The sequence below is a fragment of the Streptomyces hiroshimensis genome, assembly GCF_014650335.1.
Classification (GTDB): Bacteria; Actinomycetota; Actinomycetes; order Streptomycetales; family Streptomycetaceae; genus Streptomyces; species Streptomyces hiroshimensis.
Window position 1 is genome coordinate 65894 of record NZ_BMUT01000002.1, and the last position, 16383, is coordinate 82276.

Annotated in this window: 12 protein-coding genes; 11 read left to right on the forward strand and 1 reads right to left on the reverse strand. The window is 72.7% G+C overall.

All coding sequences use genetic code 11. The annotated features are described in order from the left end of the window. Positions 1-409 precede the first annotated feature (409 nt). Both IE241_RS05595 and IE241_RS05600 read left to right on the forward strand, forming a co-directional pair. Positions 410-1843, forward strand: coding sequence for an NAD-dependent malic enzyme (locus IE241_RS05595; protein ID WP_190020516.1), 1434 nt, complete (start codon positions 410-412; stop codon positions 1841-1843). Positions 1844-2116: 273 nt separating this feature from the next. Then, entirely contained in the window at positions 2117-2398 is a 282-nt protein-coding gene (locus IE241_RS05600) for an HU family DNA-binding protein (RefSeq protein ID WP_004951951.1), read from the forward strand. Positions 2399-2754: 356 nt separating this feature from the next. Here IE241_RS05600 and murA read toward each other — a convergent pair whose 3' ends face one another. Beyond that, positions 2755-4098 (reverse strand): UDP-N-acetylglucosamine 1-carboxyvinyltransferase, encoded by a 1344-nt coding sequence (gene murA, locus IE241_RS05605; protein WP_190020517.1) that lies wholly within the window; start codon positions 4096-4098, stop codon positions 2755-2757. A 229-nt stretch (positions 4099-4327) separates the two neighbouring features. Between murA and IE241_RS05610 the strand changes: the two genes are divergently transcribed. From IE241_RS05610 to IE241_RS05650, 9 genes are all read left to right on the forward strand, one after another. Continuing rightward, positions 4328-4924, forward strand: a complete 597-nt coding sequence (locus tag IE241_RS05610; protein ID WP_190020518.1) for a YqgE/AlgH family protein — start codon at positions 4328-4330, stop codon at positions 4922-4924. Positions 4925-5193: 269 nt separating this feature from the next. Then, positions 5194-5490, forward strand: a complete 297-nt coding sequence (locus IE241_RS05615) for a DUF3039 domain-containing protein (RefSeq protein ID WP_190020519.1) — start codon at positions 5194-5196, stop codon at positions 5488-5490. Between the two features lie 221 nt (positions 5491-5711). Beyond that, positions 5712-7016 carry an extracellular solute-binding protein gene (locus IE241_RS05620; protein ID WP_190020520.1) on the forward strand — a complete coding sequence of 435 codons (1305 nt, stop codon included), beginning with the start codon at positions 5712-5714 and terminating at the stop codon, positions 7014-7016. A 3-nt stretch (positions 7017-7019) separates the two neighbouring features. Next, the gene (locus tag IE241_RS05625) at positions 7020-7940 is read left to right on the forward strand and encodes a carbohydrate ABC transporter permease (protein WP_190020521.1); all 921 of its coding nucleotides are present in this window, start codon (positions 7020-7022) and stop codon (positions 7938-7940) included. Further along, on the forward strand, positions 7937-8794 hold the full coding sequence (locus IE241_RS05630; RefSeq protein WP_190020522.1) for a carbohydrate ABC transporter permease: 858 nt from the start codon (positions 7937-7939) through the stop codon (positions 8792-8794). Before IE241_RS05625 ends, IE241_RS05630 begins: the two co-directional genes overlap by 4 nt. A gap of 5 nt (positions 8795-8799) precedes the next feature. After that, positions 8800-10467, forward strand: coding sequence for a beta-N-acetylhexosaminidase (locus IE241_RS05635; RefSeq protein WP_190020523.1), 1668 nt, complete (start codon positions 8800-8802; stop codon positions 10465-10467). A 298-nt stretch (positions 10468-10765) separates the two neighbouring features. Next, positions 10766-11662: an FAD binding domain-containing protein gene (locus IE241_RS05640; protein ID WP_190020524.1), complete on the forward strand. Its 897-nt coding sequence runs from the start codon at positions 10766-10768 to the stop codon at positions 11660-11662. Then, on the forward strand, positions 11659-13968 hold the full coding sequence (locus IE241_RS05645; RefSeq protein ID WP_190020525.1) for a 2Fe-2S iron-sulfur cluster-binding protein: 2310 nt from the start codon (positions 11659-11661) through the stop codon (positions 13966-13968). Before IE241_RS05640 ends, IE241_RS05645 begins: the two co-directional genes overlap by 4 nt. 32 nt (positions 13969-14000) lie before the next feature. Continuing rightward, complete coding sequence (locus IE241_RS05650; RefSeq protein WP_190021043.1) at positions 14001-16322, forward strand: xanthine dehydrogenase family protein molybdopterin-binding subunit; 2322 nt, start codon at positions 14001-14003, stop codon at positions 16320-16322. Positions 16323-16383 lie beyond the last annotated feature (61 nt).

Genomic DNA, 16383 nt, shown 5'->3' on the forward strand with positions numbered 1-16383 from the left:
TCCCGGGGCGGTTTGTTAGCCTGGGTGTGGCACCGGCTCGATCCAAGCCCCCGGGCCCAACCTTAGTCGCTTCGAGCGACCACTTGCCGCGAGGCGAGCATGGCGGGTCGGTGTCATCAGCGTCCCGGTGGGCGCCCCTCTTCAGGGAGGGGCGCCCACCGGTATTTCCGGGCAGCACGGCCCCCGGGAGGGCCACGATGTCCTCCGACGCCCTCCGGCGCTCTCCGACGCCCTCCAATACCCTCCGACGCTCTCTTGAGTTGCGGAACTTTAATTCCGAAAATCGCCCCTGGTTACCGCCTACCAGTCGGTAGGTGGGACGATCGTTACTTGCGCTCCCTCGGTCGGCGTCCCGCCGGCCCGGCGGTGCGCGCACCAGCGAAACAAGGGAAAGCAGAGGAAGTCGGCCATGGCAACGGCGCCAAGCGTCTCGTACTCGATGACGGTCCGGCTGGAGGTCCCCGCGAGCGGAACCTCGGTCAGCGAGCTCACCACGGCCGTGGAGTCCTCCGGCGGATCGGTGACGGGCCTGGACGTGACCGCTTCCGGTCACGAGAAGCTCCGGATCGACGTCACCATGGCGACGACCTCGACCGAGCACGCCGACGAGATCGTCGAGAAGCTGCGCGGCATCGAGGGCGTCGTGCTGGGCAAGGTCTCCGACCGTACGTTCCTGATGCACCTCGGCGGCAAGATCGAGATGGCGTCCAAGCACCCCATCCGCAACCGCGACGACCTCTCCATGATCTACACCCCCGGCGTCGCCCGCGTCTGCATGGCCATCGCCGAAAACCCCGAGGACGCCCGCCGCCTGACCATCAAGCGCAACTCCGTCGCCGTGGTCACCGACGGCTCCGCCGTCCTGGGCCTGGGCAACATCGGCCCCAAGGCCGCCCTCCCGGTCATGGAAGGCAAGGCCGCCCTCTTCAAGCGCTTCGCCGGCATCGACGCCTGGCCCATCTGCCTGGACACCCAGGACTCCGACGCCATCGTCGAGATCGTCAAGGCCATCGCCCCCGGCTTCGCCGGCATCAACCTCGAGGACATCTCCGCCCCCCGCTGCTTCGAGATCGAAGCCCGCCTGCGCGAAGCCCTCGACATCCCCGTCTTCCACGACGACCAGCACGGCACCGCCATCGTCGTCCTCGCCGCCCTCACCAACGCCCTGCGCGTCGTCGGCAAGGCGATCGGTGACGTACGGGTCGTCATGTCGGGTGCGGGCGCGGCCGGTACGGCCATCCTCAAGCTCCTCATCGCCGCCGGCGTCAAGCACGCCGTCGTCGCCGACATCCACGGCGTGGTGCACGCCGGCCGTGCGGATCTCGTCGACGCGGGCCCGGAGACGGCGCTGCGCTGGATCGCCGACAACACCAACCCCGAGGGGATGACCGGCACCCTCAAGGAAGCCGTGCGCGGCGCGGACGTCTTCATCGGCGTCTCCGCCCCCAACGTCCTCAACGGCGAGGACGTCGCCGCGATGGCCGACAACGCCATCGTCTTCGCGCTCGCCAACCCCGACCCCGAGGTCGAGCCCGGCATCGCCCGCCAGACCGCCGCCGTCGTCGCCACCGGCCGCTCCGACTTCCCCAACCAGATCAACAACGTCCTGGTCTTCCCCGGAGTCTTCCGCGGCCTCCTCGACGCACAGTCCCGCACGGTCAACACCGACATGATGCTCGCCGCCGCCCGCGCCCTCGCCGACGTCGTCGCCGAGGACGAGCTCAACGCGAACTACATCATCCCCAGCGTCTTCAACGACAAGGTCGCCGGGGCGGTCGCGGGCGCCGTCCGCGAGGCCGCGAAGGCCGCCGGTGCGGCTGTGACGGGCACCACGACCGTCTGATGACGGCGCGTCGCGGGCCCACGGGCCCGCGACCTGCCCCTAAGGTGTCGGGCAGAAATCAGGCCGCAGAAATGCGGCTGTATCCGAGGCTGTGCCGCTTTCCGTGTGACTCTCCAGGGTGCCGGATTGGCTTTCCCGCCACTGGTGGGGGCAGGATGCGTAACCGGGCGCGAGGGTCTGGCAACGGACCCGGGTCCGGGGACTGTCCGAGGGCCCTGGCAGCATCGGCTTCGATCTCACGCCTCATTGGCAAGAAGAACACGGGAGTACAACATGAACCGCAGTGAGCTGGTGGCCGCGCTGGCCGACCGCGCCGAGGTGACCCGCAAGGACGCCGACGCCGTTCTGGCCGCGCTCGCCGAGACCGTCGGCGAGGTCGTCGCCAAGGGCGACGAGAAGGTCACCATCCCCGGCTTCCTGACCTTCGAGCGCACCCACCGTGCCGCTCGGACCGCTCGCAACCCGCAGACGGGTGAGCCGATCCAGATCGCTGCCGGTTACAGCGTGAAGGTCTCCGCGGGCTCCAAGCTCAAGGAAGCCGCCAAGGGCAAGTAAGGCCTTTAGCGCTGCGCTCAGCGCTGGAAGGGCGGTCACCCCGGGCCGGGGTGACCGCCCTTCGGGCTTTCCCGGGCTTCTACGGGCCCTGAGCGGCCCGTACGGGGCGCACGCCCGCCCGGATACAGGAAAGCGCCTGTACGGGCCTTGAATGGCTCGTACAGGCGCTTACGGCCCGTCAGAACGACTGGACTCAGGCGTCCGTGCCGCCCCGGGTGCGACGCACTCAGGCGTCCGTGCCGCCGCCGGGCATCTCCACGTTCGCGCCCAGGTCCTTCAGCTTCTGCATGCTGCTCTTCCCGGGGGATAACCCCCGGACCCCCAGCCGGGAGTCCCGTCGTGGCGGCGCGGCGGGGTCAGGCGCCGGCTTCGCCGCCGGGCATCTCCACGTTCGCGCCCAGGTCCTTCAGCTTCTGCATGAAGTTCTCGTAGCCGCGGTTGATCAGGTCGATGCCGTGGACCCGCGAGGTGCCCTCGGCCGCCAGGGCCGCGATCAGGTACGAGAAGCCGCCGCGGAGGTCCGGGACGACCATGTCGGAGCCCTGCAGCTTCGTCGGGCCGGAGACGACCGCCGAGTGCAGGAAGTTCCGCTGGCCGAAGCGGCAGGCGGACCCGCCCAGGCACTCGCGGTACAGCTGGATGTGAGCACCCATCTGGTTCAGCGCGGAGGTGAAACCGAGGCGCGACTCGTACACCGTCTCGTGGACGATCGACAGGCCCGAGGCCTGCGTCAGGGCCACGACCAGCGGCTGCTGCCAGTCCGTCTGGAAGCCGGGGTGGACGTCCGTCTCCAGCGCGATGGCGTTGAGCGAGCCGCCCGGGTGCCAGAAGCGGATGCCCTCGTCGTCGATCTCGAAGGCGCCGCCGACCTTGCGGTAGGTGTTGAGGAAGGTCATCATCGAGCGCTGCTGGGCGCCGCGCACGTAGATGTTGCCCCCGGTGGCCAGCGCCGCGGACGCCCAGGAGGCGGCCTCGAGGCGGTCGGAGAGCGCGCGGTGGTTGTAGCCGCCGAGCTTGTCGACACCGGTGATCCGGATGGTCCGGTCGGTGTCCATGGCGATGATCGCGCCCATCTTCTGCAGCACGCAGATGAGGTCCTCGATCTCCGGCTCCACGGCCGCGTTGGACAGCTCGGTGACGCCCTCCGCCAGGACGGCGGTCAGCAGCACCTGCTCGGTCGCGCCGACCGAGGGGTAGGGCAGGCGGATCTTGCAGCCGCGCAGCCGCTGCGGGGCCTCCAGATACTGGCCGCCCTCGCGCTTCTCGATGGTCGCGCCGAACTGGCGCAGCACCTCGAAGTGGAAGTCGATCGGCCGGCCGCCGATGTCGCAGCCGCCCAGGCCCGGGATGAAGGCGTGGCCGAGGCGGTGCAGCAGCGGGCCGCACAGCAGGATCGGGATGCGCGAGGAGCCGGCGTGCGCGTCGATGTCCGCGACGTTGGCGCTCTCCACGTACGTGGGGTCGAGGACCAGCTCGCCGGGCTCGTCGCCGGGGCGGACGGTCACACCGTGCAGCTGCAGCAGTCCGCGCACGACGCGCACGTCGCGGATGTCGGGGACGTTGCGCAGCCGGCTGGGACCGTGCCCGAGCAGCGCGGCGACCATGGCCTTCGGCACGAGGTTCTTCGCGCCGCGGACACGGATCTCGCCCTCGAGCGGGGTACCGCCGTGGACAAGCAGGACATCGTCAGGGCCGGTCATGGATCTCGCGTTCCTGGAGTTGGGCAGGGGGCAAGAAGAAAGGGTAATGCGACGAGGGGGCCGTCCTGTATGCCCTGGGGGGCTCCGGGCACGTCATGGCTTTGCAACAACACGCTCCGTTAATGGAATGGTCGCTACCGGTTATCGGCGGGGCGCCGGTGGCCGCCCCTTTCTTGCCGGAGTGGGCGTCCACCCCCCGCACGGGCCCGAAATGCGGGATCATGTGCCCATGTCCGAGGTGTCCTCGCTCACAGGACGACTGCTTGTCGCGACACCGGCGCTCGCTGACCCGAATTTCGACCGCGCGGTGGTGCTGCTGCTCGACCACGACGAGGAGGGTTCCCTCGGAGTGATCCTGAACCGGCCGACCCCGGTCGGCGTGGCCGACATCCTGGAGTCCTGGGCCGCGCTGGCCGGGGAGCCGGGCGTGGTCTTCCAGGGCGGCCCCGTCTCGCTGGACTCCGCGCTGGGCGTGGCCGTGGTGCCGGGGGAGGGGAACGACAAGGCGGGAGCCCCGGCGGTCGCCGGCGACGGCCCGCTCGGCTGGCGCCGCGTCCACGGCGCGATCGGCCTCGTCGACCTGGAGGCCCCGCCTGAGCTCCTCGCGGCCGCCCTCGGCTCGCTGCGGATCTTCGCCGGCTATGCCGGCTGGGGCCCCGGCCAGCTGGAGGACGAGCTGGTGGAGGGCGCGTGGTACGTGGTGGAGTCCGAGCCGGGCGACGTCTCCTCGCCCGACCCCTCGCAGCTGTGGCGTGCGGTGCTGCGGCGGCAGCGGAACGAACTGGCGATGGTCGCCACGTATCCGGACGACCCGAGCCTGAACTGACCGGCATGACCCGGGCCCGAAGCGACCCGTACCGGGCCCTGCGGAGGGCCGCGCCGCGGCGTACGAGCGCGGCGTACGAGCGGTACGCCCGCGCCCGTAGCCGCCTCGGAGTCCGCCGTGAGCCGTGCGCACGCCTCCGGCAGCAGCCGGGTGAACCCCAGTCGCAGCACCTTCTCCCGGCAGGGTGCGCGCAGGGCGTCCTCCAGGCGGGGGAGGCGACCGGACCGGGGATCGGTCCCCGGCGGTGTCCCCCAGTACCCTTGGAGACCATGAGCACTCTTGAGCCCGAGCGCGGGGCAGGGACCGGCACCCTCGTAGAGCCGACGCCGCAGGTGTCGCACGGCGACGGCGACCACGAGCGCTACGCCCATTACGTCCAGAAGGACAAGATCATGGAGAGCGCGCTCTCCGGTTCCCCGGTCGTCGCCCTGTGCGGCAAGGTCTGGGTCCCGGGACGCGACCCCAAGAAGTACCCGGTCTGTCCGATGTGCAAGGAGATCTTCGACGGCATGGGCGCCGGCGGGGACAAGGACGGCAAGGGCGGCAAGGGCGGCGACAAGAAGTAGAGCCCGGCTCCCCGCCGCCGGCACCACCGGATCTTTCCCGGCCCCCGGGATGCGCTGAGGCGCGTCCCGGGGGCCGCGTGCGTTGCACGGAGCGCTTTCGCCGATCACAGAGTGGTGGAGACCTCTTGTCGGGGCCATGGCGCGCCCCTAGTCTCCTGCCAGTTGTGCTGAGCGAAACGCCCATTGCGTATGTTGCAACGCCACGCGGGGAGGGGACCCCTATGACACCGCCCGGCCGCCGCTTATCCGTCTGGGCGGCCTTGGCGGCGGCCGCCCTCACCCTGACCGCCTGTGCCCCCTCGACCTCCGTCGGCGGCGCACGCGGCGACGACAGCACGGGACGGCTGCGCGTCTGGCTCTTCCGGGAGGTCGACAACGCGCCCAAGGCGGCCGTCGTGGACAAGGCCGTCGCCGCGTTCACCCGGGAACACCGCGGGGTCACCGTGGACGTCACCTACATTCCCGTCGAGACGCGCGCGCAGCGGATCAAGGCCGCCTTCAACGACCCCGCGAGCGCCCCGGACGTCATCGAGTACGGCAACACCGACACCGCCGGCTACGTACGGGACGGCGGACTGGCCGACGTGAGCGCCGACTTCGCCGCCTGGCCCGAGGCGAAGGACACCGACCCCGCCGCGCGCCGCTCGGTGACCGTGGACGGAAAGGTCTACGGCGCCCCGCTCTTCGTCGGCGTGCGCGCCCTCTACTACCGCACCGACGTCTTCCGCGAACTCGGCCTCCGGCCGCCGCGGAGCCAGGCGGAGCTGGCCGAGGCCGCGCGCCGCATCCACCGGGAGCGCCCCGGGATGTACGGGATCGTGGTCGGCGGCGCGTACACGTACGGCGCCCTGCCCTTCCTGTGGGCCAACGGCGGTGCGCTGGCGCAGCAGAAGGGCAGGAAGTACACCGCCGCGATCGACTCCGAGTCCGCGAAGAAGGGCATCGAGGCGTACACCGGCCTGTTCGGCGACCACAACTGCCCGCCCGCCAAGTGCGCGCAGATGGGCGGAAATACCACCGTCGAGGCCTTCGCCTCGGGCAAGGCGGCCATGGCCATCGGCGGCGACTTCAGCCACCGGGCCGTCGAGAACGGCAAGGCCCGGGGCGCGTACGCGGTCGTCCCGCTGCCCGGCGCCGAGGAGGGCAGCATCGCCCCCGCCTTCGCGGGCGGGAACAACCTCGGTGTCCTCAAGGGCAGTTCCCGTCGCACCCTCGCCGTGGCGCTGATGCGGACCCTCACCGGCAAGCGCACCCAGGCCGAGCTCTTCGACGCCATGGGCTTCCTGCCCACCTACACGGACGTGCGCCGGGAAGCGGCCCGCCGGCAGCCCTTCGTCGAGCCGTTCGTGAAGACGCTCGCGGCGGGCGCCGCCTTCGTGCCCGTGACCCCGGCCTGGGCCGCCATCGACGCCGGGCAGGTCCTGCCGACGATGCTCCAGGAGATCGCGAGCGGCCGCAGGAGCGTGGACGCGGCCGCCGCGGGGGCCGCGCGGAAGATGAACGCCGCCTTCAGAGCGGCGGGCTGAGCGATGCGTACCCGGAGCACGGCCATGCGCACCCACAGCAGGTGGACGCCCTGGCTCTACCTCGCCCCCGCCCTCGTCCTCATCGGCGGACTGCTGGTCTACCCCGTCTACGAGCTCGGCCTCATCTCCTTCCTGGAGTACACCCAGGCCCAGGTCAGCGGCGGCCGGCCCACCTCCTTCCAGGGCTTCGGCAACTACGCGGCCCTCTTCGGCGACCCCCAGTTCCGGGACGTGCTCGTCACCACCGTCCTCTTCGCGGCCGCGTGCGTGCTCTCCACCCTCGCCGTCGGCTGCGCGCTCGCCGTGCTCCTCACGCGCGTGCGCGCCCTGCCCCGCCTCGCCCTGATGGCCGCCGCGCTCGGCGCGTGGGCGACGCCCGCCGTCACCGGCTCGACGGTCTGGCTCTTCCTCTTCGACCCCGACTTCGGGCCCGTCGACAAGGCGCTCACCGGGATCGGCCTGTCCGGCTTCGAGGGCTACGCGTGGACCTACGACCGCTACAGCGCCTTCGCCCTCGTCCTCCTCGAAGTCGTCTGGTGCTCGTTCCCCTTCGTCATGGTGACCGTCTACGCGGGCATCCGGGCCGTCCCCCGCGCGGTCCTGGAGGCGGCCGCCCTGGACGGGGCCTCGCAGTGGCGCATCTGGCGCGGGGTCACGGCGCCGATGCTCAGGCCGATCCTGGTCGTCGTCACCATCCAGTCGGTCATCTGGGACTTCAAGGTCTTCACGCAGATCTACGTGATGACCAACGGGGGAGGGATCGCCGGGCAGAACCTGACCCTGAACGTCTACGCCTACCAGAAGGCGTTCGCCTCCTCGCAGTACAGCCTCGGCTCGGCGATCGGAGTCGTCATGCTGCTGATCCTGCTCGCCGTCACGCTCGGATACCTGCGGCTGCTCAGGCGCCAGGGGGAGGAGATATGAGCTTTCCCCGTGTCCGCCGCCCGTGGCGCCTCGCCGCCGAGGCCGCCGCCGTGCTGACCGCCGCCGTGGTGGCCTTCCCGCTCTACTGGATGGTCCTGTCCGCGGTGAAACCGGCGGGCGAAGTGCAGTCGGAGGACCCCCGCCCCTGGACGTCGCAGCCCTCCCTGGACGCCTTCCGCCGCGTCTTCGGCCAGCAGGACTTCGCGCGCTACTTCCTCAACAGCCTGCTCGTCGCGGGCACCGTCGTCATGGTCTCCGCGGTCGTCGCCTTTCTCGCCGCGACCGCCGTCACCCGGTTCCGCTTCCGGTTCCGGACGACCCTGCTCGTGATGTTCCTCGTCGCCCAGATGGTGCCGGTCGAGGCCCTCACCATCCCGCTGTTCTTCCTCCTGCGCGACGCGGGGCAGACCGTCCCCGGCATCGGCCTCAACACCCTCGGCTCGCTGATCCTGCCCCACATCGCCTTCTCGCTGCCCTTTGCGATCTGGATGCTGCGCGGATTCGTCCGGGCCGTGCCGGAGGCGCTGGAGGAGGCCGCTTACCTCGACGGGGCCGGCCGCTCCCGCTTCCTGTGGCAGATCCTCTTCCCCTTGGTCTTCCCCGGGCTCGTCGCGACGAGCGTCTTCTCCTTCATCTCGACGTGGAACGACTTCCTCTTCGCGAAGTCCTTCATCGTCAGCGCCACGGAGAACTCCACCCTGCCGATGGCGCTCCTCGTCTTCTTCAAGGACGAGGGCAACGACTGGGGCGGCATCATGGCGGCGTCGACCGTCATGACCGTCCCGGTACTCGTCTTCTTCGTACTCGTACAGCGGAGGCTCGTCTCGGGCCTCGGCGGAGCGGTGAAGGACTGAATCCGATGAGTCATTCCGCATCGTCATCGTCCCCCGGGGACCTGATTCCCGCCGCCCGGGAAGCCGCCCCGGTGGTCGGCCCCGGCAACCGGCGGTTCTCCGTCCTCGACGAGGCGACGTGCATCGAGGCCCGGCCGGGCACCGAAGGCGTCGCCCGCTGGCTGCGCGCCACCGTCGGCGCCGCCACCGGGCTCCCGCTGCCGGCCGGTGAGGCCGGTGACAACCGCATCGGCCTGCGCATCGACGCCGACCTGGAGCCCAGGCTGGGGCCCGAGGGCTACCAGCTCCTCAACACCGGGTACGGGGTCTCCATCCACGCCGCCGGCGCGGCCGGGGTCTTCTGGGGCGCCCAGACCCTCCGTCAGCTGCTCGGCCCCGAGGCCTTCCGGCGGGCGCCGGTCACGGGGAAGCGCGAGTGGGCCGTGCCCGCGGTCGCCGTCGAGGACGCCCCGCGGTTCCGCTGGCGCGGCGTCCTCCTCGACGTCGCCCGTCACTTCCTCCCCAAGGACGGCGTGCTGCGCTATCTCGATCTCCTCGCCGCGCACAAGCTCAACGTCCTGCATCTGCACCTGACGGACGACCAGGGCTGGCGGATCGAGATCCTGCGGCACCCGCGGCTCACGGAGGTGGGCGCCTGGCGCCCGCGCACGAAGCTCGGGCACCGGGCCTCGCCGCTGTGGGACGAGCGGCCGCACGGCGGCTACTACACGCAGGACGACATCCGCGAGATCGTCGCGTACGCCGCCGAGCGGCACATCACCGTCGTCCCGGAAATCGACATCCCGGGTCACTCGCAGGCCGCCATCGCCGCGTATCCGGAGCTCGGCAACGCGGACGTCGTCGACACCGCCGCCCTGACGGTGTGGGACACGTGGGGCGTCAGCCCGAACGTCCTCGCCCCCTCCGACGCCACGCTCGCCTTCTACGAGGACGTCCTCACCGAGGTCCTCGGCCTCTTCCCGTCCCCCTTCGTGCACATCGGCGGCGACGAGTGCCCCAAGGACCAGTGGAAGGCCTCGCCGGCCGCGCAGGCCCGGATCCGGGAGCTCGGCCTGGCCGGTGAGGACGGGCTGCAGAGCTGGTTCGTACGGCACTTCGACCGCTGGCTGGCCGAGCGCGGCCGGCGCCTCGTCGGCTGGGACGAGATCCTCGAAGGGGGCCTGGCCGAGGGCGCCACCGTCTCCTCCTGGCGGGGGTACGCGGGCGGTATCGCCGCCGCGCGGGCCGGGCACGACGTCGTCATGTGCCCCGAACAGCAGGTGTACCTCGACCACCGGCAGGCGGCCGGTACCGACGAGCCCGTACCCATCGGCTACGTCCGCACTCTGGAGGACGTCTACCGCTTCGACCCCGTGCCGCCCGGCCTCACCGGCGCCGGGGCCGCCCGCGTCCTGGGCGCCCAGGCCAACCTCTGGAGCGAGGTGACGGAGACCCAGCAGCGCGTCGACTACCAGGCCTTCCCGCGCCTGGCCGCCTTCGCCGAGGCCGTCTGGTCGGAGCTGCCCGCGCCCGCCGAGCGCGACTACCCGGCCTTCGAACGCCGTATGACCGCCCATTACGCCCGGCTCGACGCCTTGGGCGTGGACTACCGGCCGCCCGGCGGCCCCCGGCCCTGGCAGCGCCGCCCCGGCGTCCTCGGACGCCCGATCGAGGGCGCGCCCCCGATCGTGTGAGCCACGGCCAAGCTGCGCGCCGTTGCGCCGGACGGCTGGCACGGTGGTCCTTCACACACTGCCGTAAGTCGTAAAAAGGCCCCCTAACAATGCCAATCCGTACACAGCGGGGACACTCCCGAAAATCGGACCATTCGCATTGCCGGGGACGGATCGGCGGTTCGTGGACCCTCGCGACGACGGAGTCCGAAGATGTGCCAGAGTTGCCACGTCCGGGCCGTGAGGACGTACCGTACGGCGGGATCGTACGGCGGGATCAGGCCGGACAGCCGGGACCACCGGGGAAGGGGCAGCTGGGTTGACCACGCACGCACCGCAGGCAGCGCACACGGTGACGCTGCCGGGCTCGCTCGACGAGGCCGTGGCGGCGCTGGCCGCCATGCCCGCGGCCGTGCCCGTGGCGGGTGGCACCGATCTGATGGCCGCCGTCAACTCCGGCCTGCTGCGGCCCGCAGGCCTCGTCGGCCTCGGCCGCATCAGCGAGATCCGCGGCTGGCAGTACCAGGACGGCCACGCCCTGCTCGGCGCCGGCCTCACCCACGCCCGGATGGGCCGCCCGGACTTCGCGGCCCTCATCCCGGCGCTCGCGGCCGCAGCGCGCGCCGCCGGCCCGCCCCAGATCCGCAACGCCGGCACCCTCGGCGGCAACATCGCCTCCGCCGCGCCGACCGGTGACGCCCTGCCCGTCCTCGCCGCCCTCGAGGCCACGCTCATCATCGCGGGCCCCGGCGGCAGCCGCCGCGAGATCCCCGTCGGCCACCTCCTGACGGGCTACGAGATGCTCGCCCCCGGCGAGCTCATCGGCTACGTCCGCGTGCCCCTGCTGCACGCCCCGCAGACCTTCCTCAAGGCCACCGGACGCACCGGCCCGGGCCGCGCCACCGCGTCCGTGGCCGTCGTCCTCGACCCCGCCCGGCGGGGCGTGCGCTGCGCGGTGGGCGCCGTCGCGCCCATGCCGCTGCGCCCGCTCGACGCCGAGCGCTGGGTCGCCTCCCTCATCGACTGGGACGGCGAGCGCACGCTCGCCCCCGAGGCGTGCGCCGCCTTCGGCGAGTACGTCGCCGCGGCCTGCATCCCGGACCCCGCGCCCGCTCCCGACGGCGGGGAGCCGGGCACCCTGCCGCCCGCCGCGCTGCACTTGCGTCGTACGGTGGCGACTCTGGCCCGCCGAGCACTGGGGAGGGCACTCGCGTGAGTGACGAACAGCGACAGGCCCATGCCGCCGGCCCGGTCGGCTGGCAGCCGATCCCGCGCGGCGGGGAGTACGACGAGGGCACCACGTTCCTGCAGCTGCCCCCGGAGCTCCTCGCGCACCCGGGCGCGGCCATGTCCGGCACCGGCGCCTGGGACCCCCTGGCCGCGGCCGGTTCGGGGGGCTACACCCCGCCCTCCGCCGATTCCTGGCAGCAGGCGCCGGCGACGGCGGCCGCTGCGGGCACGCAGGGGCAGTGGGGGGCGCCTGGGGCGTACGGGCACGGGCAGCAAGGGGGCTACCCGGCGGGCGAGGCCGCTGAGGGTCATGAGACTCATGGCGGCGTCCATGGCGACGTCCATGGTGATGTCCATGGTGATGTCCACGGTGGTGCGCAGGGCGGTGCCCATGAGGCTGCCTACGGTGAGGCGTACGGGGAGGGTGCCCACACCGAGGGTGTCCACGAGGGCGGCCTTCACGGTGGGGACGTCCATGGCGGGGGCTTTCACGAGGCCGGTGCGTACGACGCCGGTCTTCACGACACCGGCGCTCACGACACCGGCGCTCACGACACCGGCTTTCACGACAGCGGCTTTCACGACGGTGGTGCCGACCCGCACGCCACGGCGGAGTGGCCGGCGCCCGGTGCCGGTTCGACGGGCCAGTGGTCCGTGCCGGCCGCGGGCGACGACCCCGTCGACGAGTCCGGTGAGTACCTCGTCCGCGGTGCCGTCCCGGAGGCGCCCGCGGCGCCGGTGACGCCGCCGGCTCCGGCTGCGGACCCGGCCCCCTGGTCGGCGCAGCCCGTCGACGACTCCTGGCGCCAGTCGCTGGCCGCGGCCACCCCGGCCGCCGGTACGCCCGTGCCGGGCGCCGACACCGGCCAGTGGTCGGTTCCGGTTCTGCCCGAGGACGCGGCGGGTGCGGCGGAAGCGTCCGGTGAGTACGCATCCGGTGAGTACGTACGGGACGCCGAGCCTCCGGCCGTGGACGCGACGAGCACGTTCACCGTGCCGGCGTACGTCAGCGGCGTCACCGGTACGGGCGATAATCCGGGCGGAGCCGGGACGGAGAGCGAGTCGCTCGCTGCCGTTTCGGCGGCTTCCGAGGAGCGGGAGCGGCCGTCCGCGGTGGATGCGGAGCTTCCGGGGCAGCCGGAGGGTTCGGGCGCCGCCGAGCAGGAGCAGCAGCCGACGCAGCAGGCGGTGCACGCCGAGTCGTTCGCGCACCCGGGCCCGGCCGAGCAGGCCGAGCAGCTCGCGCAGCCCGAGCGGTCTGCCCAGCCCACGCTGCCCGGGCAGTTCGTACCGCCGCAGGGGTCGTCGCAGGGCTCGCCGGATGCCGCCGACGTCGTAGCGGCGGCCGATGCCGATGCCGATGCCGATGCCGTAGCCGTGGACGCCGAGGCGGCGCCCGCGCCCGTGCCCGCCGACGCCCCCGAGCCGGTCCAGGACGCCGCCGCGGGCGCCGAGGCCGCCCCGGACTCCGGCATGCAGAGCCCCGGCGTCCCGGCGCCCGCCATTCCCGGCCCCGGCATCCCGGCGCACGACTCCCTCGGCGCTGCCGACCCCCTGGGCGCTGCCGACCCTCTGGGTGCCGCCGATCCCCTCGGCCTTCCCGACCCCCTGGGCCCCCTCGGCGCCGCCGCCCACACCGAGCACCCCTGCGCGTCGTACGTCCTGCGGGTCAACGGCACCGACCGGCCCGTGACCGACGCCTGGATCGGCGAGTCCCTGCTCTACGTCCTGCGCGAGCGCCTCGGCCTCGCCGGGGCGAAGGACGGCTGCTCGCAGGGCGAGTGCGGAGCCTGCTCGGTCCAGGTGGACGGGCGGCTCGTGGCGTCCTGCCTCGTCCCGGCGGCCACGACCGCCGGCGCGGAGGTCCGTACGGTCGAGGGTCTGGCCGCCGACGGCCGGCCGTCCGACGTGCAGCGGGCGCTCGCCGAGTGCGGCGCGGTGCAGTGCGGCTTCTGCGTGCCCGGCATGGCGATGACCATGCACGACCTGCTGGAGGGCAACCACGCTCCGACGGAGCTGGAGACCCGCCAGGCCATCTGCGGCAACCTCTGCCGCTGCTCGGGCTACCGGGGCGTGCTCGACGCGGTCCGCCAGGTCGTCGACGAGCGCGAGGCGGCCGCGGCGCACGAGCAGGAGCTTCAGGACGCGCAGCAGCAGCACGGCTTCGAGCAGCAGCACCAGCACCAGCATCAGCAACATCAGCACGAGGCTGTGCAGCCGGATGCGGACCAGGCCCGTATCCCGCACCAGGCGGGCCCGCACGGCGGGGGCAGCGGAAAGGCGACGGCATGACGGGAAGCGGCGGAATGGGCGGAATGACGGGAATGGCCGGCATCGCCGAGGGTGGCGCCACGGCCACCACCGTCCCCGCGTTCCCCTCGCCCGGCCACGCCGAGCCGACGCACGGCATCGGCGCCTCCCTCACCCCGGCCGACGCGGAGGCCAAGACCCAGGGCATCTACCCGTACGCGGCCGACCTGTGGGCCGAGGGCCTGCTGTGGGCCGCGCTCCTGCGCTCCCCGCACCCGCATGCCCGCATCCTGTCGATCGACACCACCGAGGCCGCCCGGATGCCGGGCGTCCGCGCGGTCGTGACGCACGCGGACGTGCCGGGCGATGCCGCCCACGGCCGTAAGGTCGCCGACCGCCCGGTCTTCGCGTCCGGCATCGTGCGCCACCACGGCGAGCCGATCGCCGCCGTCGCCGCCGACCACCCCGACACCGCGCGGCTCGCCGCGGCGGCCATCGCCGTCGAGTACGAGGTGCTGGAGCCGGTCACCGACCCCGAGCAGGCCTTCTCCGCGGAACCGCTGCACCCCGACGGCAATCTGATCCGCCACATCCCGCTGCGCTTCGGCGACCCGGAGGTGGTCGGCGAGGTGATCGTCGAGGGCCTCTACCGGATCGGCCGCCAGGACCCGGCGCCCATCGGCGCCGAGGCCGGCCTCGCCGTGCCGCGCCCCGACGGCGGCGTCGAGATCTACACCTCCTCGACGGACCCGCACGCCGACCGCGACCTGGCCGCCGCCTGCTTCGGACTTGCGCCCGAGCGCGTGAAGATCGTCGTCACCGGTGTGCCCGGGGCGATGGGCGACCGCGAGGACCCCGGCATGCAGCTGCCGCTCGGCCTGCTCGCGCTGCGCACCGGCCACCCCGTCAAGCTCGTCGCCACCCGCGAGGAGTCCTTCCTCGGCCACCCGCACCGCCACCCCACGCTGCTGCGCTACCGCCACCACGCGGACGCCGACGGCAAGCTGGTCAAGGTCGAGGCGCAGATCCTGCTGGACGCGGGCGCCTACGCCGACTCGTCCTCGGACGCGCTCGCCGCGGCGGTCGCGTTCGCCTGCGGCCCGTACGTCGTCCCGCACGCCTTCGTCGAGGGCTGGGCCGTCCGCACCAACAACCCGCCGTCCGGCCACGTACGGGGCGAGGGCGCCATGCAGGTGTGCGCCGCGTACGAGGGCCAGATGGACAAGCTCGCGGCACGCCTGGGCCTGGACCCCGCGGAGCTGCGCCTGCGCAACGTGATGGCGACGGGGGACCTGCTGCCGACCGGCCAGACGGTCACCTGCCCCGCGCCCGTCGCCGAACTCCTGCGCGCCGTCCGCGACTACCCGCTGCCCGCCCTCCCCGCGGACGACACCGAGGAGGAGTGGGTGCTCCCCGGCGGCCCCGACGGCGCGGGCGAGCCCGGCGCGGTGCGGCGCGGCGTCGGCTACGGGCTGGGCATGGTGCACATGCTCGGCGCGGAGGGCGCTGACGAGGTCTCGACGGCGACGGTGAAGGTCAGTGCCGGGGTGGCCACGGTGATCTGCGCGGCGGTGGAAACGGGCCAGGGCTTCTCCACCCTGGCCCGCCAGATCGTCCAGGAGGTCCTGGGCCTGGACGAGGTCTACATCGCCCCCGTCGACACCGACCAGCCCCCCTCCGGCCCCGGCGCGCACAGCCGCCACACGTGGGTCTCGGGCGGCGCGGTCGAGCGGGCGGCGCGGATGGTGCGCACGCAGCTGCTGCAGCCGCTCGCCGCGCAGTTCGGCATGTCCGCGGAGCTGCTGACGATCACCGACGGCAAGATCACGTCGTACGACGGGGTCCTGAGCACGACGGTCGCCGAGGCCCTGGAGGGCAAGGAACTGTGGGCCACGGCCCAGTGCCGCCCCCACCCGACGGAGCCCCTGGACGAGTCCGGCCAGGGCGACGCCTTCGTGGGCATCGCCTTCTGCGCGGTCCGCGCGGTCGTGGACGTGGACGTGGAACTGGGCTCCGTCCGGGTCGTCGAAATGGCGGTGGCCCAGGACGTGGGCCGAGTCCTCAACCCCAAGCAGGCCCGGGCCCGCATCGAGGCCGGCATCACCCAGGGCGTCGGCGCGGCCCTGACGGAAAACCTCCGCACGGCGTCGGGCATGATCCGCCGCCCGGACTTCACGGGCTACGCCCTGCCGACGTCGCTGGACACCCCCGACGTCCACATCGTGAAGCTGGTCGAGGAGCGCGACGTCGTTGCTCCTTTCGGGGCCAAGGCGATCAGCGCGGTGCCGGTGGTGACGTCGCCGGCGGCGGTGGCGGCGGCGGTGCGCGCGGCCACGGGGCGCCCGGTGAACCGGCTGCCGATCAGGCCGCAGGCGGCGGTGGCCGCGTCCGGCTGAGTACTTGCGTGTCACTGCGCGACGTTACTGTGTAGCGTGAAGTTACATGGGACGGCCGGTG